The sequence below is a fragment of the Candidatus Chlorohelix sp. genome (assembly GCF_037138995.1).
Classification (GTDB): domain Bacteria; phylum Chloroflexota; class Chloroflexia; order Chloroheliales; family Chloroheliaceae; genus Chlorohelix.
The window spans coordinates 1-23,877 of the sequence record NZ_JBAXHI010000033.1 but is presented as its reverse complement, the minus strand read 5'-3'; the positions used below and the strand labels follow the sequence as shown (position 1 = coordinate 23,877).

The following is a 23,877-nucleotide window of genomic DNA, read 5'->3' as shown; positions in this document are numbered from 1 at the left end:
TAGGCTAAACAATAGGAAAAGCTGAGCAAATTCGCTTTCGTAACAAAGATATAGAACAGGATTCTGGAAAATGCCAAAAATTAACCGGAACTCAGCGGTAGCACCTCAACCGGAAGACAAGCCGCAAGAACCTACACTTTTAAATTGGACGCAAAGCCAAATACTCCGCACCGAAAAATTAGGGCGATTAGCGCTAGTGATGGTAATTATCCTTCTTACTTTCACCCTTTTCTCCATTGCTTGGGGTATATTTGCTACCTTCTCTGGGCTTATCTTATTATTTGTTAGCGCATGGCTTTTAGCTTTGTTGTTGACCCCAATTACACGCCTTCTTATTAACATGGGTAGCCCAAAGTTGGTATCAGTCGTCGGTAGTTATCTTACTGTGCTGGCATTGTTGGCTATTTTTATGGTGCTGGTTGTACCCGGTTTGATAACCCAAACACAAGACCTTATAAGTAGTCTTGGCACAATCTCCAACGAAATCCAAAAATCCCTCAATGATTGGCTTAAAGGACTGGGGTTAAGCAGTATTAGCATTAACGATTTCGTTGGAGCATTGCAAACCTTTGGCACCGATGTGTTGAAAAATGCCCTAAACACCATTACCGGAATAGCCGGTTTTATAATCCAATTATTATTGGTATTTATTATTTCTTTTAGCTTGCTGGCAGGGCGCAGGTATTCAGATTCAGACACTTATTATAGTGCTAACAATAATCGTTCTAGACTCTGGAGGAAATTCCCCCCAAGTTGGTACGAATTTTACAAACGCTTGCAACAAAGCCTTGAAAGCAACTTTGGCGTTTTTCTAGGCGGTCAGCTTACAGTTGCAGTTATTTATGGCATAACTGTTGGTATATTAATGTCGGTTACAGGCTTTAAATATTCTGTTACCACCGCCTGCGTTTGCGGCTTATTAATGATAATACCTTTCTTCGGAGGACCACTTTCATTATTGCCACCTTTGCTGGTAAGTTTTGGTAGCAAAGAAGATAGACCAATAATTATTGTGCTGATTATCCTATTTATAATTCAAACTGCCTTGTTAAATGTAATTCTTCCAAAACTGGTGGGAGGCAAAGTAGGAATCGGACCGCTTACCACGCTATTCGTGTTATTGGCAGGTTCACAGGTGGGTGGCATATTTGGAGTCGTGCTTGCGGTACCGCTGGCAGGGGTTATTAAAAATATGACCGAATACTTGCTGATAAAAATTGAAGAAGATGCCGATAAAGTGAATCCCGCTCCTCCTACCGTTACCAACGCTTCAAAAGCACAGACAAAAACAGAGCAAACAAAAGCAATAGAGCAGGGCAGTAAATTAACACCTCCTGCTGAACCTCATAGTCAGGTTGATATAGCCATCGAAGCACTTATCAAAAGTGCCGATTCCTAAAAATTGATTTTGATGATAATATCGTACTATACTCTCCATAAACGGTATGCTATAATAAAAAATGATTGCTAATTGTCCGAAACATTTAACCATTCCGGGGGAATCAAGAGCCTCATTTGGGTATAGATTTTTTTGAAACAGGGAGCGAAAAAGGATTTGAGAGATTTATTCAGGAGAAACCCTAAGCAACCAGATGTTGCTGATAACAAAACCGACAGCGAAACCACAAAAGATAATGCACCTATGTTTAGCTGGAACCGACAGCAACCTTCTAACAAAGCGGTTCCGGAACAGCATAATATCCCCGATGACCTGTGGATTAAATGCACTAAATGCCATGAACTGATTTATACCAAAGAATTTGAAATTAATAAAAAAGTCTGTACCAAGTGTAATTACCATACGCGCCTGAGCGCACGTGAAAGAGTAACTTTGCTGGCAGATGATAACAGCTTTGAAGAAATGGATGCGGGATTAATCAGCGCCGACCCGCTTGGTTTCGTCAGCATAGCAGAGCCACCTTATCTCCAGAAAATGGCGCAGACCCGAAAGAAAACCGGGGAGAATGAAGCATTAGTAACCGGATTGTGTACTATTAACGGGAAACCAATCGCACTGGCAATTTGTAATTTTGCTTTCCAAGGCGGAAGCATGGGAAGTGTTTTTGGCGAAAAAATGGCGCGAGTAGTGGAGAAAGCCATTGAGAAACGAATACCGATGGTGACCATTTCTGCCAGTGGTGGCGCACGTATGCACGAAGGTTTGTTTTCACTTATGCAACTAGGAAAAATCTCGGTTGCATTTGCGCGTTTGGGTCAGTTGCGTTTACCCCATTTCTCAGTTTTTACAGACCCTACTCTGGGTGGCGTTACTGCCAGTTATGCCTCGGTAGCTGACGTGATGATTGCCGAACCCGGCGCTTTAATCGGTTTTGCCGGACCTCGCGTAATTGAACAGACTACTAAGCAAAAACTCCCACCCGGTTTTCAGACCGCAGAATTTATGCTGGAACACGGTATGGTTGACCTGATAGTACCTCGCCGTGAATTAAAAGATAGTATTGCCAATCTCGTCAATCTTTATATGCTCGCTCATAACCGAAGTTATTCCCATGAGGTGGCTTATGCCGGGTAAAGAAAAAAAAGATAACCCGATTAATAATGCTGCTTGGGAAAAAGTATTACTAGCGCGTCATGCTAGGCGTCCTCATGCACTCGATTTTATGAACAGTATTTGCAAAGATTTCGTAGAATTGCATGGGGATCGTCGGTTTGGGGATGATAGCGCGTTGGTAGCTGGAATCGCCAAATTCAACAAACGTTCAGTTATTATTATGGGGCAGCAAAAAGGGCGCGATACAAAAGAAAACATTGCCCGTAATTTCGGCTCACCTCGTGCGGAAGGCTACCGTAAAGCCTTGCGCTTATTTCAGCAAGCTGAAAAATTTGGCATGCCTATTATAACTTTAATAGATACAGGTGGGGCGTATCCGGGAAAAGATAGTGAAGAGCGCGGGGTTGGTCTTGCGATTGCAGAAAATCTAATGGAGTTGTGCCGTATAAAAGTGCCAACTATCGCGGTAGTAACCGGTGAAGGTGGCAGTGGCGGCGCATTGGCAATAGGCATTGCTGACCGCTTACTTATGCTCGAAAACGCCATCTACAGTGTGGCAAGCCCTGAAGCTGCCGCTTCTATTCTTTGGAAGGATGCAGCACAAGCCCCCGCAGCAGCGTTAGCTATGAAAATTACCGCAGAAGAATTAAAATTTTTCGGAATTATTGATGAAATTGTGCCTGAACCAGCAGGAGGCGCACATAATGACCCTCCTGCTTTAATGATTACCCTAGCTGAAACTCTAGAACGCCATCTCTCGGAACTCGAACAATCGTTTGTAACCAAAGGAGAGGCAGGAATCCAAGCCATGTTAGAAACGCGCTATAACAAATATCGGGTGATTGGGCATTGGGGCGAAGTTAATGTATTAGCCGGAGCGCGTGAATAACTAGTAAATTACAAAGGTAAAGTGTTATGGCACAACAAAATCAATCTGGAAAAGACACTTCAACAGTTACTCCTAGCTCTTCTCGGAATAATAGAAATTCCAAAGAGGCTAGTTCCAAAAAAGAGGCAATACGACAACGCCAGCTAAAGCGGCGGCGAAATCAAATTATTCTGGTGGGTATCGGGGTAGTGGTAGTGGCTATTATCGGTATATTCACTGTAGTTACCCTGTCAACTCCTACTTCCTTTAATAACATACCAGCCAGCCCTACTCAGGATACGGACTATTTAACAATTGGCTCTGCCAATGCACAAGTTGCTTTGATTGAATATGCCGATGTGCGTTGCCCCGCTTGCAAGTCATATTTCGATCAGGCTGAATCATCTATTAGAGATACTTTCGTCAAAACCGGGCAAATCAAATATATTTTCAGAAATTATACGGTAGTGGACGATATTTTACGTGATACCGACTCGCAGCGCGGCGCTCAAGGAATTAGATGTGCGGCAGACCAAAAGCGTGGTTGGGATTTTCGAGATTCGATGTACACCAATTACCGAGGCGAATCAACTGGAGTAATAACGGATAAAGTCCTTAAGGATCTTGCCAAAGCGCTTGATTTGAATCAAGATCAGTTCAATTCATGCCTAGACACCAGTAAGTACAAACAGGCGGTGGCTGACGAAAAAACCGTTGCTAAGACAAAGGGTGTAAGCGGCACTCCCACCTTTTTCTTGAGCATCAACGGGAATGAACAAGAAATAAAGTACACTAACTACGAAGATATTAAGTCTAAAATCGCTGCTGCTGTGCAACAAAATCCCCCGATTACTAAGAAGTAATTCAAGAACCGAGAGGGGGTTAACCCCCTCTTTTACTTTACATGGAATAAAATAGATGTCTATCAATACAAATACTGTGCAAGAAAAGAAAAATTCAGGCTATCTTTATGATTTGCTGATTATTATATTGTGTTTAGCCGGGGTTGGTGTTGCCGGATACCTTAGTTATACTCGTCTTTTTGCACAAGCTATTATTTGTGTGGAAGGAGGAGGTTGCGAGACAGTCAATAACAGCCAGTATGCTTTATTACTAGGCATTCCGGTATCTTTTCTCGGACTTGCAACATACATTGTCCTGACTGGCTTGGTAATAACACGTTGGCTGATAGCCCGCCAAAATAATATTCCGTTGACTTATAAATTAGATTGGACTTTATTTGTACTTAGTTTAGGTAGCCTTGTATTTAGCAGTTATCTTATGGCTATGTCTTTATTCGTTATAAAAGCCACCTGTATTTGGTGCTTGTCCAGCGCAGCGATAATAACAGTTCTCTTTATTCTTCTGGCAATTCGGCTTTGGCATTCGGTTGAAGAAATATAAACTTAATTGCCTAAAAAATAAAACAAGGGGCTTTTGCCCCTTGCCTGACACGACTATTAGATGAAAAAATCAGGCGCAAGTGTCGTGCCGGGAGAAACCGCATATTGCTCAAAATCGGTTACTCCGGCAGCAGCCAGCACTTCCTCATCTATACAGAAATTTCCGGTAAATTCGCGACTGGGTTTGGTAAGAATGATATAGGCGGCATCCGACATAATTTCAGGCGTGCGCGAATGCTTCATCATCTCATCTCCACCCACAATATTTTTGATAGCAGCAGTGGCAATTGTAGTACGGGGCCATAGAGCGTTTACAGCTATACCCTCCGTTTTAAATTCTTCCGCCATTCCCAAAACGCACATGCTCATCCCGAATTTTGCCATAGTATAAGCAACATGCGGAGCAAACCACCGCCCTTCCATATTTAGCGGCGGGGAAAGATTTAGAATATGAGGGTTTTGCGCCTGTTTTAGATGTGGGATGCAGGCTTGAGAAACCGCAAAAGTCCCGCGAGTATTGATTTGGTGCATCAAATCAAACCGTTTCATAGGAGTTTCGAGCGTGCCGGTAAGCTGGATTGCACTGGCATTGTTAATGCAAATATCTATACCTCCAAAAATTTGGATGGTTTTATTTACCGCTTCCTGAATTTGTTCCTCATAGCGTATATCACACAAAACCGCTAGGGCTTTACCACCCGCCGCTTCTATTTCGGCAGCCGCAGTATGGATTGTGCCGGGTAACTTGGGATTTGGCTGGTCGGTTTTGGCTGCAATTACGATATTTGCGCCATCTTTGGCAGCACGCAAAGCAATTGCCAACCCGATACCACGACTAGCGCCCGATACAAAAAGTGTTTTACCCTTCAGACTCGCCATTGTGTCTTCTCCGTAATTACTTTGCATAATAATTATAAAAGCATACCAGCATCAACCGTAATAACCTGCCCGGTCATACTATCGTTTTTTGCCAGCATAATATAAGTTGAGGCTGTGTCGGGAATACCGGGAATCTTTTTCAGCGGGGAAGCTTGCTCAAATTTAGCAATCTGTTCCGGGCTATATTTCAAACCCCACCGAGTAAGCAATAGACCCGGCGCAACCGCGTTCACCCGAATGTTGTCTGGGGCGAGCGCAAGAGCAAGACAGCGCGTCAGGTGTATCATGCCAGCTTTGGAGGTACAATAAGCGATGCTACTACCCCTTGTGCCAAGTCCTGCTACCGAAGCAGTATTAATGATAACACCGCTACCATTTTGCCTCATTATAGAAGCAGCGGTACGTGCTAGGAAAAAAGGAGCTTTGGTATTAATATTCAGAATATCATCCCAATCCTCCTCTGAAAGACCGTCAAGGTCTTTAAAAGGCACAAAACGAGTTGTCCCGGCATTATTTATCAGGATGTCCAATCTCCCAAAACTTTCGGCGGTAGTGTTTATCATGCGCTTTACATCATCTAGCTTGCCTACATCCGCCTGTATCGCCTGAGCCTTTACACCGAGCGCAAGTAATTCACCAACCGTTTCTTCTGCTTCCTGCTTTGATTTTGAGTAGTTAATAGCGACATTAACGCCCTCTTGCGCCATTTGCAAAGCTATTTCCTTGCCTAAACCAGTCCCGCCTCCGGTAATCAGCGCGACTTTACCCCTTAATTCCATCCCCTTCCTCCTGAAATCGCTGGTATTTTGGTATGAATTGAAAATTTCGTCTAAGTGGTGATTTGCTAGGCTCATTATATAGTACCTTCCAAAATATGTCTTTTTTCAGGGATGTGATTAATTTTCTTCGTTTTAAAGAGTTGAAAAATTGTGAAAGCTTGAGCCATTGGGTATAATCGCAGAGATAATGACGGGTTATGGTTACGTAAGCAAAGAGGAGCTAAATGGAGCTTATTTCTAGTATAACTGAGATGGCACGTATTACCGCAAACTGGCGGAATGCCGATTTGCAGGTTGGCTTAGCGCCGACAATGGGATACCTACATGAAGGGCATCTCTCTCTGACAAATCGTGCCAAAATGGAAAATGATAAGGTAGTTGCCAGTATATTTGTTAACCCGCTGCAATTTGGTCCAAAAGAAGATTTCAGCCGTTACCCTCGTGACCTCGAAAAAGATTTAATGCTTCTTGAAAGCGCAGGGGTAGATGCGGTTTTTCATCCAACTTCGCAAGAAATGTACCCAGAAAACTTTAACGCCTCGGTTGAAGTGTTAGGCATTACTGATGTGTTGGAAGGAGCGCAACGCCCCGGTCATTTCAAAGGTGTAACCACCGTGGTAGCTAAACTCTTTAATATAGTATCCCCGCATAGGGCTTATTTCGGGCAGAAAGACGCGCAACAGGTAGCGGTAATTAAAAAGATGGTACGGGATTTAAACTTTCCACTTGAAATTATAATTTGCCCCACCCTTCGGGAAGCGGACGGTTTGGCGATGAGTAGCCGTAATGTATATCTTAACGCGGATGAACGCAAAGCGGCAACAGTTTTGTATCACGCCTTAGCAACGGCAAAAGCTGCCTTTGAAAACGGTAGCAGACAGGGCAATGCTTTACGCAAGATAATGGATGCGGTGATTAGCTCTGAACCGCTGGCAAAGACGGATTATGTGAGTGCGGCGAATCCCGAAAACCTACGCGAATATGACGGGTTAATACCCACCGGATACGGCGTTTTGCTTTCAATGGCGGTACGTTTCGGTTCAACCCGGCTAATTGATAACTTCCAACTGTAGTGGGCTGCTAATTAATAGCGTCGTGCTGCGTAATGTATCGCATTAACCAATTCTTCGCCGCTAAAGGGTTTTACCAAGAAAGAAGAAGCACCAGATTGCAGGGCGCGATTATGATAACTTTCTTCATCCTGTACCGACATAATTATTACCGCAATCGAGGGGAGGCGGGTTCTAATCTGGCGGGTGGCAGTTAGACCATCCAACTCCGGTAGATTAATGTCCATCAAAATTACATCGGGTTTAAGTTGGAAAGCAAGGTCAACAGCTTGCTTTCCGGTTCCGGCAGAGCCAACAACCGCGATGTCATCCTCAAAGCCCAACAGGTTTATCAAGTTATGCCGAGTACCTTTAGAATCCTCAGCCACAATAATCTTGATTTTGTTACCTAAGTTAGAAGTATTAAGCGGACCTGACATGTTATTTACGGCGAACTTGCCGCTTCCTCCTTCTCAAATAAAATCTGAAACAACCTGTAAAGAGTATAGCAAAATTCTGGATTAATTTCAGCAGTTATTAAGCCTGAAGTTAGAAGCTATGGAAAATAGCCGAAGAAGGGGCAAGCCGTAAAAATCCCATCAATGCGACGGCATAAGGTCAATTTTTGGTCACTTGCTGGTCTCAGGTGATTTTACCGCCTCTGACACTTGTAAACTGTAACAATTGACTGTATAATACGCGCGATTTTTAAGGTGGGAGTTAGGGGTTTTCTCCACTGTTATTTATAGAAGAAAGATTTAATGAAGCAGTATCATATACATACTATTGGTTGCCAAATGAACGTTGCCGACTCTATCCGTATTGGTAGCGCATTGGAACAAACCGGCTACACTTTTACAGATGAAATTGGTGATGCAGATGTTGTAGTTGTCAACACTTGCAGCGTGCGCCAAAGAGCGGAAGATAGCGCGGCAGGTAAACTTGGACAACTGGTGTCGTTTAAACGCCAAAATCACAACCTAGTGGTAGCAATGACCGGCTGTATGGTGCCGCGAGAAGAAGCGGGTAAAGCAGCCCTATATAAACGTTTCCCGGTGATTGACCTGTTGTTTGATACGCTTGATCCACAGCGGTTGGTAGAGCTTTTGCCGGAGCATACCGAACAGCCCCAAGTCGGAGCAAGTATCAAGAACAAAATCGGAATTACCGCTTTCGTTTCGGTGATTTACGGCTGCAATTATACCTGTAGCTATTGTATTGTACCGCTGCGGCGCGGACAGGAGCAGAGCCGCCCGGTTGAAGAAATCGTTGAAGAAATTAAAGGCTATGTGAGGCGCGGTGTACGCGAAGTCACCTTACTAGGGCAAACAGTAGATGCCTACGGTCACGATTTGCCTACTCGCCCAGACCTTGCCGATCTTTTACAAGCGGTAAACGACATTGAAGGGCTATGGCGTATTCGTTTTCTGACCAGTCATCCTAAGATGATGAGCTACAAAATAATTAAAGCGGTGGCGGACTTGCCCAAAGTATGTGAATACTTCAGCTTGCCTATCCAACACGGGGACGACCAGGTTCTAAAAGCGATGAAACGTCCTTATACCGTAGCCTTTTATGAAAAACTCGCTGATACTATTCGCAAAACCGTTCCAAATTTATCGCTCTCCACTGATATAATTGTAGGGTTTCCGGGCGAAACCGAACAGCAGTTTTTAGATACTTATCGGCTTTTGGAACGAATGAAATTTAATGAAGTGCATGTAGCAGCGTATTCTCCACGTCCCGGTACGGTTTCAGCCGAGCAGATAGAAGATAATGTTCCAATGGAGGTAAAACGGGAGAGATTACAAGCAGTAGAGCAGTTACAAGAAAAAATAGCATGGGAATATTCTCGTGCGCTGGTCGGCACAACTCAAGAAATTCTGGTAGAGCGGATGGAGAAAGGACGCTGGCATGGTCGTACTCGCAACAACAAGCCGGTCTTCTTCGATAACCCGCCCTTGCCCGAATACGAGGGCTTCGATTGGCATGGAAAGCTGGTAGATGTGGTTATTGAAAAGGCAGGCGCCTGGTCATTGGTCGGGCATATAGTAGGTACACCAACCATCACCACGCAAGCTCAAGTAGAAACAGAAGCTTGTGAGGTGGAATCGGTCGCAGGTAAACGCTTGATTCCGCTGACATTGGCGCATAATTAATAGACAGGGGAACAGAATTGACCCAGTACCAACCTGAAGATAAACACCGAATTAAACGGCAAAAAACCGAACTATCTATTCGCCTTGCCCGTGAGGGGAAATGGGAAGAGGCAGTAAATGTTAACCAAGAACTGTTGAGTATATTCCCCGATGACTCGGAAGCGTTGAATCGTCTTGGCAAAGCTTGCCTTGAATTGAGGCGCTTCAGCGAAGCTAAAGAAGCTTACGAAAAAGCCTTGAAAAATGATCCCGGTAACAGCATCGCCCAGAAAAATCTACAAAGGTTAGCGCAAGCAATTGCGGAAAATGCGGCACTTTCCAAGAGCGGCAAAACTCCCGCACCGGCGCATAATAGTGGGCGTTCTGCCGCCGACCCCAGCAGCTTTATTGAAGAAACCGGGAAAACCGGATTGACTACCCTACGCGAACCGGGAAAACCGGTTGTACTTGCCAAATTGACCGCCGGAGATTTGGTCTATCTTGAAGTAGATTCAAAAAATCAGGCGCTCTACGTTAAAAATGCCGAAGGAGAAATGCTTGGGCAGGTCGAACCTAAATTAGCATTGCGCTTGGTACGCTTCATTGAAGGCGGCAATCGTTATTCTGCTGCTGTCACTAGTGTAACCGATAAGCAATTAACTATTATTATCCGCGAAGTCTTCCAGCATCCCAATCAGCGTGGGCGGCTAAGCTTCCCTGCACGTCATGGGGGCGTGGGTTATCGGGCTTACATCAAGGACTCGGTACTTCGCTACGGCTTCGAAGATGAAGACGAAATGCTTGATGATAACGATAGGGACGACGGCGATGCTGAGGACAACGAAGAAGAAATAGATATGAGCGAGGAATACCTAGAAGAACCAGAATCAGACGAACTCTAACCCACGAGGTTTAATTTCTCGGCGCGTGTCAACCGTTTGATAGCAAACTCACGGCGGCGCGCGCTTTTTTCATCCTCACATTCCTCATAGTAAACCAGCGTAACCGGCAAGCGAGCGCGGGTATATTTCGCGCCTTTACCAATATTGTGACGTGCAACACGTACAGCAAGGTTTATCGTCCAGCCTGTGTAAAGCGTATTATCGGCACAGCGCAAAATATAAACGTAAAAATGATTCTCTTTTTTTATCCTTTTATCACCATATTCCAACCCATTTACACTTAATTTTAACTTGCCATCTACCATTATTAACCGCCCTTTTAACTCGATAAAGGTAAACTTTTACAAAGTTAGTCATTAGTATGGGATATTTTATCATGGAGCACAGGGCGATGTATAATAAGATACTTGTCCCGTTAGACGGGTCAGCCCTTGCGGAAAAATCGCTGCCGGTTGCGCTCAGGCTCGCATCAATTTGTAAAGCCGGCATAGTGTTACTCCGGGTTGCTAAACCCCAAGATGTAGCACAGGTTGAACCGTATCTAAATCAAGTCGCTGATCTAATAAGAAAATATTACCCTGAAATTGGGGCAATTGAAGTATGCGTGGGAATGGGCGAAGCTTACCAACAGATTCTTCATTCTGCACGCGAACATCAGGCTGATATTATTACAATGACAACCCATGGACGGAGTAGCCTATCTCGCCTGTTGCTTGGAAGCGTTGCAGCGCGGGTAGTCAAAACTTCTCCGATTCCGGTTGTACTATTGCATCCTAATAAAGCAGACGAAGCATTGGGGTTAGAAGAAGCAGTGGCAAAGTCGGTGGCATATCGCCTTCCAAAGCCGCGTATCGCCATTACGCTAGATGGCTCCCCAGAATCTGAGGCAGTTCTTGACCCTACACTCGTCTTGGCACGGAAAATCAATGCCAGCGTTTATCTAATCCGAATTGTGTTGCCAGTAGTTTACAATGAATTTAGCGGTTCATGGTATCTGTACGACCTAGAAGAGCAGGCGCGTATCCGGCGCGAAGATGCCTATGATTACCTAGGTAAAATTCAAGAAAAGGTAGTTGCAAGCGGGCTAGATTGTATAAAAGTAGTACGGGTAGGCACCCCCAACGAAGAAATCGTCAGCTATATAAGCCAAACTAATCCTATGCTATTGGCAATGGCAACCCATGCCAGAGGCACGATGGGCGAGATAGTATTCGGAAGTGTGGTGTCAGGAATTATACATCAAGCTAGTGTGCCAGTATTCACTGTTCATAGCAGCACAGCAGCCGATTTACTGGAAATGGATAATACCAGTTTCCATATGCCCACGCTTTAGCGCTCACATTTCGCTATCAAAAATTGTCATACCCGGCGCAACGTAGAATTTGATTGCTACTCGTTGCGCTTTTTTAATGCTTAGAATTCTTTTTTTGGCAGTAATTTTTGACGAAGGGCAGTATAAATTATATGATAGACTAAAATTGGGCGGTAAAATGTGGCATTCCAATATTCATTAATACCAGCAAAAAATACAGCCCCTATAATTTAAGATGCTTATACGAGGAGTCTAATTTTTATGGGTGAACTCCATCTATCAATAGTCATACCAGTATTTAACGAAGAACAACGTATAAAACCTTCGCTTGTTAAAATTCTAGATTATTTTCAAAACAAGCCATTTAAATGGGAAATACTTCTCGTAGATGACGGGAGCAAAGATAAGGGTATTAGCCTCGCAAAAGAAATACTCAAGAATAAAGAAGAATTTCGGGTAATCAGCTATGGCGAAAACAGGGGAAAGGGTTACGCCTTGAAACAGGGCGTGCTGGCAAGTCACGGCAAATACATACTCTTCACCGATGCAGACCTAGCAACCCCAATTGATGAACTGGACAAAATGTTGCCTTGGTTCGAGCCAAACTCTGAGAACAACGGCTATGACATTGTGCAGGGTTCTCGCAAAATGATTGGAGCTACAATCGAACAGCATCAACCTTGGCTACGTGAATCGTTGGGGAAAGTTTTTACGTGGTTAAGCAATAAAGTGGCAAACTCGCATGTGAGTGATGTAACCTGTGGATTCAAATGTTATCGGCGTGAAATCGGTCATCAGATTTATGCTTTCCAACATTTGTATGACTGGAGCTTTGATTCTGAAATCATCTTTATTGCCCGTAAATACGGCTACAAAATCAAGGAAGTTCCGGTACACTGGCATGATGTTCGCGGTACGAAGGTTAGGTTAATTAAGGATGTGACACGTTCTCTGAAGGGGTTACTCCTGATTCGCATCAACAATTGGCGTGGCAATTATTCTTCGCGCGAAGGTGCAATAGCCAATTTTGAATCGGTTGTGACCGAATACCCTGAGAGTAAGTAGCAAAAGTGGCTAGATAAACAGATGCAGTTAGTAGGAATGACACTCCCACCAGTCTAGCCAATTCTAACTTTTTCAAGTTTAAAAACTATAGTAGGCTTAATTTAATCACGCTACCCAGTAACCGGAGCAAAAACGCGCTACCAGCAAACCTAGCAACGGTAGGGACGCAGCAAAATAGCCCTGTTTCAGCAGCGGGAATCGCTTTGAAGCTAACGCCAGAAAGAGAAAGGCAGGAAAGATTATCAGCATAAAGCGGGACATCGAGTACAGCCCCACATCGGTGGCAGGCGCAAAAAGCGGCTGTAGAAGGCAAAACAGGAAATAGACAAAATACATTTCCCGCATACGTCCTTTCCATACCATCCAGCCACAGCCAATCAACAGCAGCAGGAACAGGTAAGTGAGCGGTACGTTAATGAAGGACATATCGGTTTGGAGTTGGGCGGGCGGATACCAAATTTGGCGATCAAAAAGCTTGTTCCAAAAATTTCCGGTAACAGTTGCCAGCGTTTCCCACGGCATGCTAAATTCTCGTTTCCAGAAACGCTGGCTATCGCTGAGAAAGGCGAGCGGGTTCCCATAATTAGCCCAGTTGTAAGCCGCCCAACCACCAAATGCCAAACCGGGCAAAGCAAAATAAAGCAGCTTGAAATCGAGTTTGCGCCAGCGCCATTCATGCTGCTGCCCGTACTCTACCAGTAGAGCCACAGCCACAAAAGCACCCTGGTTTTTGGTAAGGGTTGCCAATGCTGCCAGCGTTAGACTTATCAGCCAGCGTTGTTGTCGTGCTGCTAGAAACGCCCCTAACGCCAGCGCGAGGAACAGGCTCTCAGAATAGACCGCAACCATATAATACGAGGTTGGGAAAGCCAGTAGGAACGCTACACTAAGCCAAGCGGTTTCGCGCTCGTGGTCGTGCGCCACCAAACGATAGAACAGGGCGCAAGCAAATAACGCTGCTACGCTGGCAAGCAATAATCCTGCCCACTTGTAGGCGGTTTCAATTGGGCTGCCCACCCCTAGCACAAAGCCTAGCCAGCGCACTACATGGGGGAAAAACGGATAAAAAGCGTTTGAACCTTCGCGAGTATAGCCTTTTTCGGCAATGGTGATATACCACCCACCATCCCACCCCGTCCAATTCCATATCAGATGCGCGAACCAACCCTCAGAGACTTTGGCAGGTAACGCGGCGGGAACTTCGGCAGGCGGTATCAGCGCCCCCACCAGCACAGGAAATATAAAGAGCAATACCCGCCACAATAGCCATGTCTTAAGAACAGGCGTAGGGAAAATTGCGAGTATAGAAAAACCGACTCTGTGGAGTATAGCGGCATTTTTTGGTTGTGCGTTTTCAATCATCAGCGCGATTGTAGAGTCTGGATTGCTTATCTGTCAAATCAGGCATAGAAAAATCCCCGCTCCGGCGTTCAACCAGAGAAGGGATTATGCTACCGCCAAACTTGTTAGCAAATGACAAGTTGTATTCTAGCCGTTAGTGCCGGTTCCCGGTGTTCCTTGTTCAGTTTTTCGTTCATAAGCCTTGCCTGATGGAATAGCATCGTTGTGCGTATAAGTTAACAACTTGATGCTTTCTTCCTCCTGAAATTCCTGAATTACCTGCTCAAAAAGCGCATCCATCTCATCTCCGCTGATAACCTCTTTTTCGAGTACCAAATTAGAGAGGGCTACCAGATGTCTGCGGTAGGTGGACAGTATGGCGCGAGCGCGGTTCAACGCCGCGTTTATCATCGCGGTTACTTCGCGGTCAATTTCAAAAGCAACTGTGTTGCTGTAATTGGCAACACGCTGACGACCACCCATATTTTCGCCGTAAGCCACCGGTCCGAGTCTGCTCATGCCATATTCCGTTACCATAGCCCTTGCCATTTGGGTGACACGCTCGATGTCATTGCTAGGACCGGTGCTGGCTTCGCCAAACATCAACTCCTCGGCAGCATGCCCGCCCAAAGCAAAAGTCATAAAGCCTTCAAGTTGGGTTTTGGTCATTAGGCTGCGGTCTTCATTGGCAGCAACACGGGTGTAACCGCCCATCCGCCCCCGCGAGATGATGGAAATTTTCTGCACAGGGTCAACCCCGCCCGCCAATTTAGCGCATAGGGCATGCCCTACTTCGTGGTAGGCAGTAACAATTTTTTCGTGTTCGCTGATGACTCGGCTTTTGCGTTCTGGTCCGGCTACTACCCGATCAATTGATTCTTCCAGTTCATCCATTCCAATCTGGCGTTTGTTGCGACGCGCGGTAAGAATAGCAGCCTCGTTGACCAAGTTTGCCAAATCAGCGCCGCTAAACCCGGCGGTTTGGCGAGCAATACGATTGTAATCCACTTCTGGAGAAAGCGGTTTACCTTTGCTATGTACCTGTAGAATGGCGACCCGTCCAAGATAATCCGGGTTATCCACCTGTATTTGACGGTCAAAGCGACCGGGTCTAAGGAAAGCCGGGTCAAGGATGTCGGCTCGGTTGGTGGCAGCTATTATTATGATATTGGTGGCGCTATCAAAGCCGTCCATTTCAACCAGAATCTGATTCAAGGTTTGTTCACGCTCTTCAGTGCCGCCACCCACTCGCGCCCCGCGTTTGCGAGCAAGGGCATCTACCTCATCAATGAAAATAATGCAAGGAGACATCTTTTTAGCCCTAGCGAACAAATCACGCACCCGCGCTGCGCCTACACCCACGAACATTTCTACAAATTCGCTACCGCTAACGCTCATAAAGGGAACGTTGGCTTCTCCCGCTACCGCTTTTGCCAGCAAGGTTTTACCGGTGCCGGGCGGTCCGACTAACAATACGCCTTTCGGGATACGCGCTCCTAATTGAGTAAAGCGGGTATGATCTTTGAGAAATTCAACTACTTCTTCTAACTCCTGCTTGGCTTCTTCATTGCCAGCAACATCAGAGAAGGTGACACCTACTTTTTGAGGGGTGACAGTTTTCGCGTTACTACGCCCAAAGCTAAACTGGGAATCCATCCCTCCACCTGCCCCGGCAGAGCGGCGACTCATTAGGAACCAAAAACCGAAGATGATAATGAGCGGCAACAGCATCAGCAACACGCTGCGTACTCCGCTAATCCACGCACTATTATCGGTTTTCAGCAAAGGGTACTTATCCAGTGGTACACCGTAATTGAGTAATACATCATCTATTCGGGTAAGACCGCCCGGCATAGTAGTGGTATAGCTTTTATCAGGCTCGCTTATAATGGTAAAACCGATGGTATGGCTGTTTGGGTTAGTGGTTATAGTGCTAACTTGCCCATTTACCGCTTTTTTTAGGAAATCATTGTAGTTTACCGTTGTACCGGTTGTACCAGAGGTGAATAATATAAGAAAAAAGGCAACGATTGCTGTTAGTATAACCGCGCCAGTTATTAATTTTCTTTTGCTCATAAGTATATTTTACTTTCTAGTGGAGATTGGAGATGGAAAGACTCTATTTTATTAATTCCAGAAAATTATAAAGTAAATATGAAGATAAGACTACCCATAAAGAGGGAGTATTTATTATATTATTCGGGAAGAATCGGTTTATAGATCCTGTTTTTGTTCTTGATGGTTGGATTTGCGGTTACGGGGGCGATAATAAACGCTGTACAAGATAATAGGTAGCAGCAGGATTACCAGCACTACCAGCGCAAGGAACTTTATCCATGGCTCTTGCGTGATTGGCATTATACCTACCAACCCGAAGATGATGGTCAAGGCGTAAAAAAATAGTACAATCTGACGCTGGCTGTAGCCCATTTCGAGCAAGCGGTGGTGTATATGGCTTTTATCGGCTTTCCCGGCGTTACGGCGGTTGTAGAGGCGATACAACACAACCCAGATAGCATCCATAACAGGCAAGCCTACCACCAACAATACAGTTGCCAGTTTTGCCCCATCAATGATAGAAAGAACGCCCAACGCAAACCCCAGAAACATTGCGCCGCTATCGCCCATAAAAATACTGGCGGGATGCCAGTTAAAGGGCAGGAATCCGGCGACTGATGCTGCTAGTACCACCGCAATCAGGGCACTGGTAAATTGCCATTGGTACCCATGCTCGGCGGTGCGTCCTCCAAGAAGGTTTTCGAGGAATAACATTATCGCTGCAATGAGGACGATACCACCCGAAAGCCCGTCCAACCCGTCTATCCAGTTGATGGTATTCATCATGCCCACAATCCAGACGAGGGTGATGATGAGGGCAAGAAGCGGAATATCCCCTAGACGAATGATTCCACCAAAAGGACTATTTATTATGTCTATTAGTACGCCCGGTCTTCCGGTAGGATAGATTACTTGCGGCACAACAATTATTGCAGCACCCAGAAAGTGGCTTAACAGGCGAGGCAAAGGGGAAAGTTCTCGGATGTCGTCAATGGCGCTGATTAACGCAATCGGTACCGAACCAAGCAACAGCAAGATAATACGCCACAGGTCGTCACCAAGCCAGAACTGCCCCTTAAACAATCCGGTGGCAATAAGCAGAAAGCTAATAGTGATACCCGCTAGGGTGGCAAATACAAAGCTGAGATAGATGGCAAGCCCACCGATTCGGGGAGTAGGGTTAGTATGTACCCGGCGCGGAGACGGCGGTACAACCCAACCACGTGCCACCGCCCAATTTCTCAGAAGGGGAGTGAGCCAAATTGAAACGCCAAACGCAACTATGCCGGAGACGCAAAGAATTATAGTATCAGCCCATGATTTATCAACGCTCATAGGCTGTATTTTAGCATAACTAAGGTAATATTGCCGTGAAGTCTAAAAATCTATCCAGACTTCTACCAACCCTTCCTCCAGAGAATATCGGCGTTTGAAACCGACTCGTTCGCAGACTCGCTGCATATCCATGTTCTCTGGGTGGATATAGCCTACAATTTTGTCAAGCTTTTCATCGCGTCCTATCTGTATCAGGCGCAATAGCAGTTCTTTGCCATAGCCACGCCCCTGTTGGTTGTCGCTGATTAAAATGGCAAATTCCGCCTCATTTGTGCCATACACTTTGCTCAAACGTCCGATTCCAAGTATTTGATGTTCCTTAGTTTCAGGGTCTTCATACTCAATTACTAGCGCAATTTCGCGGTCATAATCAATGAAGCAGATTTTAGTTAAACGATCATGTTCAATTCTCTGATTCAGGCTGACCATATGCAGGTATCTAAAATAGACGCTACGCTCGGAGAGGGTTTCGTGATATTTGACGACCAGCGGTTCATCTTCCGGGCGAATTGGGCGTATGATAACAGGCGTTTTATCTTTGGCAAACCATTGTCCGAGATAATGGGTAGGATAAGGTCGGATGGCGAGTGGCGGCAGGCTTTCTTCGGTTACAGAAGTTTCGTGCAGTACCATACGGGCGTGCAAAGCTACCAACCCTTCGGGAGAAGCCAGCACCGGGTTAATATCTATTTCCTTAATCCAGCGTTGTTCAACTACCAAACGGCTAAACCTGACCAAAAGCCGTTCCAATTCCTCAAGGTCAACTCCACCACAATTCTTATTGCTGGAGAGAGCGCCAAAAATTCGAGTGCGCTCTACCATACGCCGCGCTAGGGTGGTATTCAAGGGCGGGAGGGTGATAGTGCGGTCATTATAGCTTTCCACCAATCTGCCGCCAGAGCCAAACATGATGATTGGACCGAATTGGGGGTCAACGCTGCTGCCAATAATTAATTCAATCCCCTCCCAAAAAGTGGAAGGTTGTACGGTGACACCCAGAAAATTTTCCTTGCCTACCTGCTTGGTGATTGACTCGGTAATATCAAGATAAGCTGTCTGTAGCGTCCGTTCATCCAGCAAGTTAATTTTTTCTCCGCAATAATCTGAACTACGAATATTGCCTCGAATGTGCGCCATAATAGAAACCGGATAGCTGATTTCTTCGGCACATTGCAACGCTTCTTCCAGAGTTACGGCAAGTTGCGCTGGAACAGTTGGGATATGGTAGGCTTCCAGAACATGCTTTGACTCAATCTCGGAAAGAGTGGTGCGATTCTCATTACGGGCGGCGGCGATAATCGCTTCTACCTCGGCACGCCCTGCCACCTCATCCTTGATTGTATCGGGGATAGAAACGGGAGTTTCATAAAGGTTGTGCAGATTTTCGTTGTAGCGCCACATATAGCAGAACATACGGGCGGCAGTATCGGGATAAGGGAAAGTTGGCACACCAAAATGGTTTAGGTTAGCAGTACCTTCCGCCACATCCGAACGACCCATCCAACTTGCCAGCACTGGGACGTGGGCATTTTTTACCACTCCTTTGAGGGCTTCGGCAGTTTCGGTAGGTGATGTTTCGGGATGAGGAGCAAGGATTACCATTGCCCCATCGCTTTCCGGGTTTTTAAGGGCAATTTCAAGGGTTTTGGCATAACGCTCTGGGCTGGCTTCTCCCATAATATCAATCGGATTTGACTTGCTCCAGTGAGAAGGCAAGCTTTCGTTCAATTGTTGCATGATAGCTTCGGGCAAGGGTGCAAGTTCGCCTTTGAGAGCGGTAAGGGCATCGATAGCCAATATTCCGGCTGCCCCGGTATTGGTAATGATGGTCAGGCGGCGACCTCTGGGGCGAGGTTGTTTTGCAAGGACCTCCGCTAGATTGAACAGTTCTGATATGCGATTGACTCTTAATACGCCGCAGCGCCGGAAAGCCGCTTCAAAAACATCGTCTCTGCCAGTTAAAGTCCCGGTATGCGAAATGGCGGAGTGCATACTATTGTGTGTGCCAGCTTTCAGTACAATTACTGGCTTGTTTAAGGAAACTTCCCGCGCAGCCGACAAGAAAGAACGTACATCGTTCAGGGTTTCCATATAAACCACGATACTTTTGGTCTGTTGGTCGTTACCAAAATAGCTAATGAGTTCGCCCCAACCGACATCTAGCATCGAGCCAACTGCCACCACCGCGCTAAAACCTACATTTTCGCTCAAACTCCAATCCAACACGGTGCTTGCCACGGCGGCACTTTGGCTGATGAAAGCCACATTACCCGGTTGGGCGGTATGGCGGGCGCAGGAAGCGTTTAAGCCACTGGGCGGACACATTACACCGAGGCTGTTCGGTCCGATCAGGCGCATTTTTCCGCGCCGCGCTTCTTCTAGGATGCGTTTTTCCAGCCGTGCGCCTTCTTCGCCCCTATCCTTGAAGCCTGCGGATATAATAATGGCATTTTTAATGCCCACTTCAACGCACTCTCGCACCAAATCAGGTACTCCCGGAGCAGGAGTCGCGATAATTGCCAGATCGAGTTTCTCCGGTATATCCTTAACTTTGTGGTAAGCTTTGATACCTAACACACTATGGCGCTTGAGATTGACCGGGAATACGGTACCACCAAAGGGGCTGCTAATAAGGTTCCATAGTACTGTACGCCCAATACTGCTGGCTGTATCGGTTGCACCTATCACCGCTACATTGCGGGGCGCAAAAAAAGAGTCTAGGGGATGTCTTTGATGATAAAGTACATTGCCTGCTTGTCCACCGGGCATCGGCAGGATCCTTTCAATATTTCATTTCTATATCCAACCTCTATGAACACACTAGCATGAAGTGTAGCATAATTGTGAAATTAGAAACAGTCTTTAAACAACAAAAGCAGCCCTGATACTGTTGGCGAACTAGGGTTCATGAGGCGGCAGGTTTAAGAGCAGCAAAGCGACTGACCCTGGTTGTGGCTCTGGGTACGTCTTCAAGCCAGTCATTCAGCCGAACTAACCGGTACTTCGGCAGCGCCAGTAGCAGCTCTAAGCAAAGTTACAGGGGTGAAATCGGAAGATGGTGGAGGGAGCAGTTGTGCAATCGCGTCCGTTAATCCACAAGCGCATAGTTTAGCAAAAGGGCAAGATATAGTGGTTTACTTTATGGCTTTATGGTGGTAAAGTATCCACATAACTTGCTGCCAGTGTTTGAAGCGGCATGTGCAGGGTTCAAGACATAAATTCCCGCAAAGACGTTACATTACTGAGTAAAGTGGAATTTTAATAGGGGGGCATCAAACCGGCTAAGTAAGGTCGGTTGTGCCATAGAGTAAGCAGAAGCGGTGGAAGTTTTAGGCTTGTTTTGTGTTGCCCGTTCTAATATTTCCGTCTGGTTGCGGCGTTACCCTATAACGGGTTGTGTCACAAAATTTCCCTGAAATTGGTGTCGAACTTTGTTGTGCCAGCGGGAATATCCTTATAGAAGATGAGCCACTTCATAATCGAATAGGCTAGAACTGAGAAAGAGAAAGAATGTCCACCAACAACGGTGAAATTGAGAAGAAACTGTGGGATGCTGCCGACCAGCTACGCGCCAATTCCAAGCTGAAAGCCTCTGAATATTCGGTGCCAGTGCTAGGGCTAATCTTCCTGCGCTTTGCCGATTACAAATTCCAGTTGGCAGACGCGGAGCTAAAGCAAAACCTCCCAGCTAACAGCCGCCGCACTATTGGCAAAACCGATTATCAGGCGAAGGGTGTGATGTTCCTGCCGGAAGTGTCGCGCTATGCTTTCTTGCTGAAATTGCCGGAGGGTCAGGACGTAGGCAAAGCCCTCAATGAGGCGATGAAGGCGATTGAGGAAGAAAACCCCGAACTAAAGGATGTGCTGCCTAAAACCTATAATCGGCTCGACAAGGATGTGTTGCTGTCTATCCTGAAAACCTTCTCGACTATTCCCAATATGGAAGGGGACGCTTTCGGGAAAATCTACGAATACTTTTTGGGCAACTTCGCGATGTCGGAGGGGCAGAAGGGCGGCGAGTTCTTCACCCCTACCGCGTTGGTAAAGCTGATTGTGGAAGTGATAGAACCATATCAAGGGCGTATCCTTGACCCGGCTTGTGGTTCGGGCGGTATGTTTGTACAGAGCGCGGGTTTCGTGGAGCGGCACAAGAAGAAAGCGGTCAGCGAAATCTCGATTTTCGGGCAGGAGAAAACCGCCGAGACGGTGCGGCTGTGCCGTATGAACCTAGCGGTACACGGGCTGAGCGGGGATGTGCGACACATCCCTATACGAGCAGAAATGCGCCGATGTTTACCAGCACATCTATGAGTCTTACTACGGGGCAGGTCGCAGCATCTATAGCGAAGCCGCCTGACATCAAATACCGCATGGGCGAGGGAGAGGGGGATTCTGCTGTCATTCGGCAAAAAGTAGCTGAGCGCGGTTTGTCTGCCGCTACCAAAAGCGATGTGAACAAAACGCTCTACGCCAACCAGAACCTGTTCAGGATTGACCACAGCGAGGGCGCAAAGCCAATCTGGAAACTGAACGATAGGGATGAGCGAGACTGTGGAAAGTAAGCTTATTGTGGATAACGTCAAAATAAAAGGAACTATATGGAACTAGGATTTCTCGGTCTGGGCAGGATGGGCTTCAATATGTCTCGGCGGTTGCTTCTGGGTGGTCATTCTGTGGTAGCGCATGATTCTGATGAAATCAGGACTCAGGAAATAATGGAGCAGGGGGCTATCGGCACTAGTTCACATCAGGACATGGTGAGCAAGCTCAAACAATCGCCAAAGTGTGTTTGGTTGATGGTGCCAAGCGGTCAAGTGACGGAAAACCTCGTAAATAAAGTTGCGAATTTGCTCAGTCCCGGCGATATTATAATTGACGGCGGCAACTCTAATTATCACGATACAATCCGCCGCCATACTGTGCTAAAAGAAAAAGGACTTCATTTCGTAGATGCTGGCACCAGCGGCGGTATCTGGGGCTTGCAGAACGGATACGCTCTGATGGTCGGAGGTGACCCAGAACCGGTGAAGTTTTTAGAGCCGCTCTTTAAGACCCTTGCGCCTGAAAACGGCTACCTACACTGCGGAGCAAGCGGGGCAGGACATTTCGTTAAGATGATTCACAACGGCATAGAATATGGAATGCTGGCGGCTTACGGGGAGGGTTATGAAATCTTAGAAAAGAGCCGGTATCAGCTTGATTTGCTGGCAATTAGCAAGATGTGGCAAAATGGAAGCGTTGTGCGGAGTTGGTTGCTCGATTTGGCAGTGTTGGCTTTTGAACAGGAGGGCAACAAGCTTGATGGTATCCGAGGCTATATCGAGGATAGTGGAGAAGGTCGTTGGACAGTACAGGAGGCGCTTGAGCAATCCACCCCTGCGCCGGTACTTACCCTAGCCTTGCTACAGCGCTTTAGCAGTCGTCAGTCTGAAAGCTTTAGCGCAAAAGTGGTGGCGGGGCTTCGTCTCAATTATTAATCTAACACCAATATCTTCTCGCCCTTTTTATACCCAAACAAAAACCTCCCTCTTCCAAGCCTTCAAAGCAAGGAAAAGGGAGGCGTTTGTTTAGAATTGTTTAGCTCGCCGTAACCGTCAGAATGTTTACCACTTGCATCTCCGAGCGGTTGCCGTAGCCTACGACGGCGTAATCTCCTGCCGCAACTCCGGCGGTATTTACCACGATGGTAACAACTCCATCCGCGTTGGCGCGTTGCGTGCCAAGACTCACGGTTGTGCCACTAGGGGCGGTGTACCACAGCGCGACAAGTTCGTTCGCCAAGTAACCCGTCTGGGTAATGCTGACGCTCTCGCCTGATTTCGCGCTAACGTTTGCCCCGCGTTGGATTGCCCCCACGCTCTCATCGCTATTCGCTGAACCGAAGACGAAGCTTTGGCTGTTGCTGAAAAGGTTCTTGCCGTCTCTGGTAGCGTCATCGAACTTGAGTGAATAGTGCGCCTCAACTTGAGTACCCGCAACCGCGCTGCCGTTCGGACGAAATAGCAGCGTGTCGCTTGCTTCCTGATTCTCCTCAAGTTTTGGCAGCGCAAGCGTCACGGTGGCAGTGGTCACTTGCGTAACCCACACCCCTGAAGTTGCGCCATCCGCCAAGTAGCCCACGTCCAGACCTTGCGGGATGGGCATCGAAAGAATGATTCTTTCTGCGCCACCCTTCCCGATATTCTTCACCTTGAAGCTGAACGAAACGAGATTCTCAGGGTTGGTACTTACCACTC

The 23,877-nt window shown here is 46.5% G+C and carries 24 protein-coding genes; 14 read left to right on the top strand and 10 right to left on the bottom strand.

What is annotated here, in order from left to right; all coding sequences use genetic code 11:
- Positions 1 to 70: 70 nt before the first annotated feature.
- From WCK19_RS13925 to WCK19_RS13905, 5 genes are all read left to right on the top strand, one after another.
- On the top strand, positions 71 to 1,399 hold the full coding sequence (locus tag WCK19_RS13925; protein ID WP_342397995.1) for an AI-2E family transporter: 1,329 nt from the start codon (positions 71 to 73) through the stop codon (positions 1,397 to 1,399).
- A gap of 156 nt (positions 1,400 to 1,555) precedes the next feature.
- Positions 1,556 to 2,533: an acetyl-CoA carboxylase, carboxyltransferase subunit beta gene (accD, locus tag WCK19_RS13920; protein WP_342397994.1), complete on the top strand. Its 978-nt coding sequence runs from the start codon at positions 1,556 to 1,558 to the stop codon at positions 2,531 to 2,533.
- Complete coding sequence (locus tag WCK19_RS13915) at positions 2,523 to 3,401, top strand: acetyl-CoA carboxylase carboxyltransferase subunit alpha (protein WP_342397993.1); 879 nt, start codon at positions 2,523 to 2,525, stop codon at positions 3,399 to 3,401. The genes accD and WCK19_RS13915 overlap by 11 nt, the downstream gene beginning before the upstream one ends.
- Positions 3,402 to 3,427: 26 nt before the next feature.
- The gene (locus WCK19_RS13910; protein ID WP_342397992.1) at positions 3,428 to 4,243 is read left to right on the top strand and encodes a DsbA family protein; all 816 of its coding nucleotides are present in this window, start codon (positions 3,428 to 3,430) and stop codon (positions 4,241 to 4,243) included.
- A gap of 55 nt (positions 4,244 to 4,298) precedes the next feature.
- Positions 4,299 to 4,784: a vitamin K epoxide reductase family protein gene (locus tag WCK19_RS13905; RefSeq protein WP_342397991.1), complete on the top strand. Its 486-nt coding sequence runs from the start codon at positions 4,299 to 4,301 to the stop codon at positions 4,782 to 4,784.
- Between the two features lie 56 nt (positions 4,785 to 4,840).
- On the opposite strand, the gene WCK19_RS13900 is transcribed toward WCK19_RS13905, so the two are convergent.
- Together WCK19_RS13900 and WCK19_RS13895 are read right to left on the bottom strand one after the other, a co-directional pair.
- The gene (locus WCK19_RS13900) at positions 4,841 to 5,662 is read right to left on the bottom strand and encodes an NAD(P)-dependent oxidoreductase (RefSeq protein ID WP_342397990.1); all 822 of its coding nucleotides are present in this window, start codon (positions 5,660 to 5,662) and stop codon (positions 4,841 to 4,843) included.
- A 32-nt stretch (positions 5,663 to 5,694) separates the two neighbouring features.
- Positions 5,695 to 6,441, bottom strand: coding sequence for an SDR family NAD(P)-dependent oxidoreductase (locus WCK19_RS13895; RefSeq protein ID WP_342397989.1), 747 nt, complete (start codon positions 6,439 to 6,441; stop codon positions 5,695 to 5,697).
- 224 nt (positions 6,442 to 6,665) lie between these two features.
- On the opposite strand from WCK19_RS13895, the gene panC reads away from it, so the two are divergent.
- The gene (panC, locus tag WCK19_RS13890) at positions 6,666 to 7,514 is read left to right on the top strand and encodes a pantoate--beta-alanine ligase (RefSeq protein WP_342397988.1); all 849 of its coding nucleotides are present in this window, start codon (positions 6,666 to 6,668) and stop codon (positions 7,512 to 7,514) included.
- Positions 7,515 to 7,525: 11 nt separating this feature from the next.
- Here the strand turns inward: panC and WCK19_RS13885 are convergent, their stop codons facing one another.
- Positions 7,526 to 7,930: a response regulator transcription factor gene (locus WCK19_RS13885; RefSeq protein ID WP_342397987.1), complete on the bottom strand. Its 405-nt coding sequence runs from the start codon at positions 7,928 to 7,930 to the stop codon at positions 7,526 to 7,528.
- Between the two features lie 321 nt (positions 7,931 to 8,251).
- Between WCK19_RS13885 and miaB the strand changes: the two genes are divergently transcribed.
- Complete coding sequence (gene miaB / locus WCK19_RS13880; RefSeq protein WP_342397986.1) at positions 8,252 to 9,649, top strand: tRNA (N6-isopentenyl adenosine(37)-C2)-methylthiotransferase MiaB; 1,398 nt, start codon at positions 8,252 to 8,254, stop codon at positions 9,647 to 9,649.
- A gap of 17 nt (positions 9,650 to 9,666) precedes the next feature.
- Entirely contained in the window at positions 9,667 to 10,530 is an 864-nt protein-coding gene (locus tag WCK19_RS13875; protein WP_342397985.1) for a tetratricopeptide repeat protein, read from the top strand.
- Here the strand turns inward: WCK19_RS13875 and WCK19_RS13870 are convergent.
- Positions 10,527 to 10,835 (bottom strand): GIY-YIG nuclease family protein, encoded by a 309-nt coding sequence (locus WCK19_RS13870; RefSeq protein WP_342397984.1) that lies wholly within the window; start codon positions 10,833 to 10,835, stop codon positions 10,527 to 10,529. The two genes, WCK19_RS13875 and WCK19_RS13870, sit on opposite strands and share 4 nt — an antisense overlap.
- A gap of 86 nt (positions 10,836 to 10,921) precedes the next feature.
- On the opposite strand from WCK19_RS13870, the gene WCK19_RS13865 reads away from it, so the two are divergent.
- Positions 10,922 to 11,863, top strand: a complete 942-nt coding sequence (locus WCK19_RS13865) for a universal stress protein (protein ID WP_342397983.1) — start codon at positions 10,922 to 10,924, stop codon at positions 11,861 to 11,863.
- A gap of 240 nt (positions 11,864 to 12,103) precedes the next feature.
- On the top strand, positions 12,104 to 12,907 hold the full coding sequence (locus WCK19_RS13860; RefSeq protein ID WP_342397982.1) for a dolichyl-phosphate beta-glucosyltransferase: 804 nt from the start codon (positions 12,104 to 12,106) through the stop codon (positions 12,905 to 12,907).
- Between the two features lie 105 nt (positions 12,908 to 13,012).
- On the opposite strand, the gene WCK19_RS13855 is transcribed toward WCK19_RS13860, so the two are convergent.
- From WCK19_RS13855 to WCK19_RS13835, 5 genes are all read right to left on the bottom strand, one after another.
- Entirely contained in the window at positions 13,013 to 14,269 is a 1,257-nt protein-coding gene (locus tag WCK19_RS13855) for a mannosyltransferase family protein (protein ID WP_342397981.1), read from the bottom strand.
- On the bottom strand, positions 14,262 to 14,387 hold the full coding sequence (locus WCK19_RS13850; protein WP_342397980.1) for a hypothetical protein: 126 nt from the start codon (positions 14,385 to 14,387) through the stop codon (positions 14,262 to 14,264). Before WCK19_RS13850 ends, WCK19_RS13855 begins: the two co-directional genes overlap by 8 nt.
- A gap of 8 nt (positions 14,388 to 14,395) precedes the next feature.
- Positions 14,396 to 16,324, bottom strand: coding sequence for an ATP-dependent zinc metalloprotease FtsH (gene ftsH / locus WCK19_RS13845; RefSeq protein WP_342397979.1), 1,929 nt, complete (start codon positions 16,322 to 16,324; stop codon positions 14,396 to 14,398).
- Between the two features lie 138 nt (positions 16,325 to 16,462).
- A complete protein-coding gene (locus WCK19_RS13840; protein ID WP_342397978.1) occupies positions 16,463 to 17,641 on the bottom strand; it encodes an MraY family glycosyltransferase in 1,179 nt (392 codons plus the stop codon).
- Positions 17,642 to 17,683: 42 nt separating this feature from the next.
- Positions 17,684 to 20,410 (bottom strand): bifunctional acetate--CoA ligase family protein/GNAT family N-acetyltransferase, encoded by a 2,727-nt coding sequence (locus WCK19_RS13835; RefSeq protein ID WP_342397977.1) that lies wholly within the window; start codon positions 20,408 to 20,410, stop codon positions 17,684 to 17,686.
- Positions 20,411 to 20,590: 180 nt separating this feature from the next.
- Here WCK19_RS13835 and WCK19_RS13830 point away from each other — a divergent pair, with 180 nt between their 5' ends.
- The 4 genes from WCK19_RS13830 (at position 20,591) to gnd (ending at position 23,118) form a co-directional block, all read left to right on the top strand.
- Positions 20,591 to 20,800, top strand: coding sequence for a hypothetical protein (locus WCK19_RS13830; RefSeq protein ID WP_342397976.1), 210 nt, complete (start codon positions 20,591 to 20,593; stop codon positions 20,798 to 20,800).
- A 351-nt stretch (positions 20,801 to 21,151) separates the two neighbouring features.
- A complete protein-coding gene (locus tag WCK19_RS13825; RefSeq protein ID WP_342397975.1) occupies positions 21,152 to 21,952 on the top strand; it encodes a class I SAM-dependent DNA methyltransferase in 801 nt (266 codons plus the stop codon).
- Entirely contained in the window at positions 21,931 to 22,203 is a 273-nt protein-coding gene (locus WCK19_RS13820) for a hypothetical protein (protein WP_342397974.1), read from the top strand. The genes WCK19_RS13825 and WCK19_RS13820 overlap by 22 nt, the downstream gene beginning before the upstream one ends.
- A gap of 36 nt (positions 22,204 to 22,239) precedes the next feature.
- Positions 22,240 to 23,118 (top strand): phosphogluconate dehydrogenase (NAD(+)-dependent, decarboxylating), encoded by an 879-nt coding sequence (gnd, locus tag WCK19_RS13815; protein ID WP_342397973.1) that lies wholly within the window; start codon positions 22,240 to 22,242, stop codon positions 23,116 to 23,118.
- 100 nt (positions 23,119 to 23,218) lie between these two features.
- On the opposite strand, the gene WCK19_RS13810 is transcribed toward gnd, so the two are convergent.
- A partial coding sequence (locus tag WCK19_RS13810; protein WP_342397972.1) for a hypothetical protein occupies positions 23,219 to 23,877 on the bottom strand: 659 nt, incomplete at its 5' end.

Excerpts from the sequence above, each read along its gene's own strand:
- ftsH (WP_342397979.1), bottom strand. The coding sequence starts at position 16,324 with ATGAGCAAAAGAAAATTAATAACTGGCGCGGTTATACTAACAGCAATC.
- WCK19_RS13870 (WP_342397984.1), bottom strand. The coding sequence starts at position 10,835 with ATGGTAGATGGCAAGTTAAAATTAAGTGTAAATGGGTTGGAATATGGT.
- panC (WP_342397988.1), top strand. The coding sequence starts at position 6,666 with ATGGAGCTTATTTCTAGTATAACTGAGATGGCACGTATTACCGCAAAC.
- WCK19_RS13900 (WP_342397990.1), bottom strand. The coding sequence starts at position 5,662 with ATGGCGAGTCTGAAGGGTAAAACACTTTTTGTATCGGGCGCTAGTCGT.
- WCK19_RS13915 (WP_342397993.1), top strand. The coding sequence starts at position 2,523 with ATGCCGGGTAAAGAAAAAAAAGATAACCCGATTAATAATGCTGCTTGG.
- WCK19_RS13840 (WP_342397978.1), bottom strand. The coding sequence starts at position 17,641 with ATGAGCGTTGATAAATCATGGGCTGATACTATAATTCTTTGCGTCTCC.
- miaB (WP_342397986.1), top strand. The coding sequence starts at position 8,252 with ATGAAGCAGTATCATATACATACTATTGGTTGCCAAATGAACGTTGCC.
- WCK19_RS13860 (WP_342397982.1), top strand. The coding sequence starts at position 12,104 with ATGGGTGAACTCCATCTATCAATAGTCATACCAGTATTTAACGAAGAA.
- WCK19_RS13835 (WP_342397977.1), bottom strand. The coding sequence starts at position 20,410 with ATGCCCGGTGGACAAGCAGGCAATGTACTTTATCATCAAAGACATCCC.
- WCK19_RS13925 (WP_342397995.1), top strand. The coding sequence starts at position 71 with ATGCCAAAAATTAACCGGAACTCAGCGGTAGCACCTCAACCGGAAGAC.
- WCK19_RS13820 (WP_342397974.1), top strand. The coding sequence starts at position 21,931 with ATGTTTACCAGCACATCTATGAGTCTTACTACGGGGCAGGTCGCAGCA.
- WCK19_RS13855 (WP_342397981.1), bottom strand. The coding sequence starts at position 14,269 with ATGATTGAAAACGCACAACCAAAAAATGCCGCTATACTCCACAGAGTC.
- WCK19_RS13905 (WP_342397991.1), top strand. The coding sequence starts at position 4,299 with ATGTCTATCAATACAAATACTGTGCAAGAAAAGAAAAATTCAGGCTAT.
- WCK19_RS13895 (WP_342397989.1), bottom strand. The coding sequence starts at position 6,441 with ATGGAATTAAGGGGTAAAGTCGCGCTGATTACCGGAGGCGGGACTGGT.
- gnd (WP_342397973.1), top strand. The coding sequence starts at position 22,240 with ATGGAACTAGGATTTCTCGGTCTGGGCAGGATGGGCTTCAATATGTCT.
- WCK19_RS13885 (WP_342397987.1), bottom strand. The coding sequence starts at position 7,930 with ATGTCAGGTCCGCTTAATACTTCTAACTTAGGTAACAAAATCAAGATT.
- WCK19_RS13910 (WP_342397992.1), top strand. The coding sequence starts at position 3,428 with ATGGCACAACAAAATCAATCTGGAAAAGACACTTCAACAGTTACTCCT.
- WCK19_RS13825 (WP_342397975.1), top strand. The coding sequence starts at position 21,152 with ATGTCCACCAACAACGGTGAAATTGAGAAGAAACTGTGGGATGCTGCC.
- WCK19_RS13865 (WP_342397983.1), top strand. The coding sequence starts at position 10,922 with ATGTATAATAAGATACTTGTCCCGTTAGACGGGTCAGCCCTTGCGGAA.